This is a genomic window from Actinosynnema sp. NPDC023658 (assembly GCF_040639995.1).
Taxonomy (GTDB): Bacteria; Actinomycetota; Actinomycetes; order Mycobacteriales; family Pseudonocardiaceae; genus Actinosynnema.
In genome coordinates, this window is record NZ_JBFAAX010000621.1 from 1 (window position 1) to 3,383 (window position 3,383).

Below are 3,383 nucleotides of genomic sequence, written 5' to 3' on the forward strand. Positions count from 1 at the left end.
CACTCCGCCGCGCGCGCCGGGCAGGCCGGTCGCCACGTCGAACGTGGTCACGTGGGCGTGGTCGACGGGGTTGGCCAGCAGGCCGGTGACGACGAGGCCCGCGACGTGGGAGATGTCGACGACCAGCAGCGCGCCCACGTCGTCGGAGATCGCCCGCAGTCGGGCGAAGTCCGGGGTGAGCGGGTGCGGCTCGCCGCCGCACAGCAGCACCGCCGGCCGCGCCCGGTCCGCGAAGGCGGCCAGCCCGTCGTAGTCGATCTCCTCACCGACGGCGAAGAGGTGCTCCTCGGTCCGGTGCCCGCGACCGTCGCGGGGCCCGGCGCCCAGTCGCGCGTCCAGCACGACCTCGTCCGGGCCGAGCACCGCGTCCAGCACCAGCGAGCGCGCCTCGACGCCCGAGTACGGCCGCACGTCGGCGTACTCCGCGCCGAACGCCGCACGCGCCCGTTCGACGGCCAGCCGTTCGACCGGGCCACCGTCCACACCGGACACCGGGTCGGCGGGCAGCACGGCCGCGCTCGCCGTCGTGGTCGGGTCCGGCGCCGGGCCGGGGGCGCGCAGCACGAGGTTCTCCTCGCGCTCGCCGTGCTCGGCCAGCAGCAGGGCGTGCAGCTGCGGGTCGTCCTCGGCCAACCACTCCGCGCCCGCCGCCGCGACCGCCGCCAACGGCGACCACGGTGGCGTGGTCGGCGCGCGGCCCAGCCTCAGCTCGACCATCGCCCCGCCCGGGTGCGCGTCCGCGGTGTCACCGGGCCACCGCCGAGCGGTAGGCGCGCACCGCGAGCGGCGCGGTGACCAGCAGCACGGCCAGCGTCAACGCGACCGCCATCGGGATCGGGTGCGCCGCCGGGAACGAGTCGCCCGCGGGCGCCGGGTTGCCGAACAGCTCGCGGCACGCGGCCACGACCGAGCTGATCGGGTTCCACTCGCACACCACGCGCAGCCACGCCGGCAGGCCGTCCAGCGGGATGAACGCGTTGGACAGGAACGTCAGCGGCATCACGATGAGGAACGCCACCGCGCTGATCGCCTCCGCGCCGCGCACCACCAGGCCGATCAACGCGCCCAGCCACGACATCGCGAACCCGAACAGCAGCAGCAGGCCCAACGCGCCGAGCGCCGCCGCCGCACCCGCCGACACCCGCCAGCCGATCAGCAGGCCGACCAGGCCCATGACCGTGATGGACATCAGCGACAGCACCAGGTTCGACGCCGTGCGCGCCAGGAGCACCGCGCCCTGCGACATCGGCAGCGACCGGAAGCGGTCGACCAACCCGTTGCCCAGGTCGTCCGCGACGCCCAGCGCGGTGCTGGACACCGTGGACAGCATGGTCTGGGTGAAGATGCCGGCCATCAGGTACTCGCCGTAGGAGCCGCCACCGGGCACGGCGATCGCCGCGCCGAACAGCACGCCGAAGATCACCACGTAGGCGACCGGCATCAGCGTGACGCCGAGCAGCTTCTCCGGCGTGCGCGCGATGTGGCGCACGTGCCGGGCGAACAGGGCCGCCGTGTCGCTCGCCGCACCGGCCAGGGCGGGCGGGGCCACGGGGACCAGGGGGGAGATGGTGGTCATGGGGTCGTCCTCTCGGCGTTGGTCCTCTCGGGGTTGGCCGTCGTGCCGGTCAGCGCCAGGAAGACGTCGTCCAGCGACGGTCGGCGCGTGCCGAAGTCGGTGACGGCCGCGCCGAGCGGGCGCAATGCGTCGGCCGCGTCGGCGACACCGCCGAAGCCGTCGTGCAGCGGGACCGACACCGTCAGCCCGTCCGGGGAGGTGGTCGGCGGGGCGACGACCATCCGGCCCAGCAGCGCGGTGACGGCCGCGACGTCGGAGCGGTGCGCCACGGAGACCTCCAGCCGTTCGCCGCCGACCTTGGCCTTCAGCTCGTCGGGGGTGCCCTCCGCGATGACCAGGCCGCCGTCGATGACCGCGATCCGGTCCGCGAGCTGGTCGGCCTCCTCCAGGTACTGCGTGGTCAGCAGCACGGTCGCGCCGCGCGCCACCTGCTCGCGGATCATGTCCCACAACGCGAGCCGGCTCGTCAGGTCCAGGCCGGTGGTCGGCTCGTCGAGGAACATCACCGCGGGCTCCGCGATGATGCTTACCGCCAGGTCCAGCCGCCGCCGCATCCCGCCGGAGTAGGTCTTCACGACGCGGTTGGCCGCGTCCTGCAACGAGAAGCGCTCCAACAGCTCGTCGGCGCGGGCCTTCGCCGTGCGCCTGCCCATCCGGTACAGAGTCCCGATCAGCCGTAGGTTCTCCCGGCCGGTCAGCTTCTCGTCCACGGCCGCGTACTGGCCCGCGAGGCCGATCGCCCGGCGCACCGCGCGCGGGTCGCGCACCACGTCGTGCCCCGCGACGAACGCCTGCCCGCCGTCGGGCACCAGCAACGTCGACAGGATGCGCACGGTCGTGGTCTTGCCCGCCCCGTTGGGGCCGAGGACGCCGAACACCTCGCCCGCCGGGACCGTCACGTCGACGCCACGCAGCGCCTCGTGGTCGCCGTACCTCTTGCGGAGCCCTTCGGCTCGGATCGCTGCTTCCACGCGCCACTCCTCAGGGAGAAATATGGCGCCGACACGCGCCATCGACATGCACGGACGTCGTGCGCGAACGACGCTAGACGGCGCGGGACCCCCTCGGGCCGTCGCTGCAACAACTGCCCTCGACCGCCGGAAACCCCTGCAGGATCGTGCAAACGGCTTGACCGGACGGCTCACCCCGGGCGGTCCCTGCATGATGTTGCAGGCGCGTTGACCCCTCCTTTTGGGCGGTCCAAGACTGTGACGATCCGCTTCCCGCCGCACCAGTCCACGGCGGATCTCCACCCGCCGCAGAGCGAGGACCACGACATGAACGGTGAACCCACCGCACGGCTCCCGCTGACCGCCGCCCAGGCCGGCATCTGGTTCGCGCAGTCGCTCGATCCCACGAACCCGGTGTACGCCGTGGCCGAGCAGGTCGACATCGACGGACCGCTGGACACGGCGCTGTTCGCCCGCGCCCTGCGGCTGGTCGTCGCGGAGGCCGAGGCGCTGCGGATCGCCGTGGTGGAGGGGGAATCCGGCTCGCAGCAGCTCGTCCGGTCCGAAGTGGACGTTCCGGTGGAGGTCGTGGACCTCGCGTCCGGGGCGGACGCCGACGCGTGGACGGCACGACGGCTGGCCCGCCCCATCGGCGCGCGCGGCGACGACCTCGTGGAGTTCGCGCTGCTGCGGCTGGGGGAGCAGCGGCACCGCTGGTTCGCCCGCTACCACCACGTCGTGCTCGACGGCGCGGGGACCGCGCTCGTGGAACGGCGGGTCGCGGAGGTCTACACCGCCCTGGCGCGGGGCCTCGACGCCGGCCCGAACCCGTTCGGGCCCGTGACCGGGCTGCTGGA

3 protein-coding genes and 1 pseudogene are annotated in these 3,383 nt (G+C 73.8%); 1 reads left to right on the forward strand and 3 read right to left on the reverse strand.

Annotated features, from left to right (window positions below; translation table 11 throughout):
* The 3 genes and pseudogenes from AB0G02_RS32250 to AB0G02_RS32260 all read right to left on the reverse strand — a co-directional run.
* Positions 1-717 (reverse strand): annotated as a pseudogene (locus AB0G02_RS32250) (hypothetical protein); the annotation flags it as partial.
* Between the two features lie 28 nt (positions 718-745).
* Positions 746-1,576, reverse strand: coding sequence for an ABC transporter permease (locus AB0G02_RS32255; RefSeq protein ID WP_360801706.1), 831 nt, complete (start codon positions 1,574-1,576; stop codon positions 746-748).
* Positions 1,573-2,547 (reverse strand): ATP-binding cassette domain-containing protein, encoded by a 975-nt coding sequence (locus tag AB0G02_RS32260; RefSeq protein WP_360801709.1) that lies wholly within the window; start codon positions 2,545-2,547, stop codon positions 1,573-1,575. The genes AB0G02_RS32255 and AB0G02_RS32260 overlap by 4 nt, the downstream gene beginning before the upstream one ends.
* Before the next feature lie 306 nt (positions 2,548-2,853).
* Between AB0G02_RS32260 and AB0G02_RS32265 the strand changes: the two genes are divergently transcribed.
* Positions 2,854-3,383: condensation domain-containing protein (locus AB0G02_RS32265; protein WP_360801712.1), on the forward strand; the 530-nt coding region annotated here is incomplete at its 3' end.

What these genes read in the sequence shown, in the direction of transcription:
- AB0G02_RS32255 (WP_360801706.1), bottom strand. Translation starts at nt 1,576, where the DNA reads ATGACCACCATCTCCCCCCTGGTCCCCGTGGCCCCGCCCGCCCTGGCC.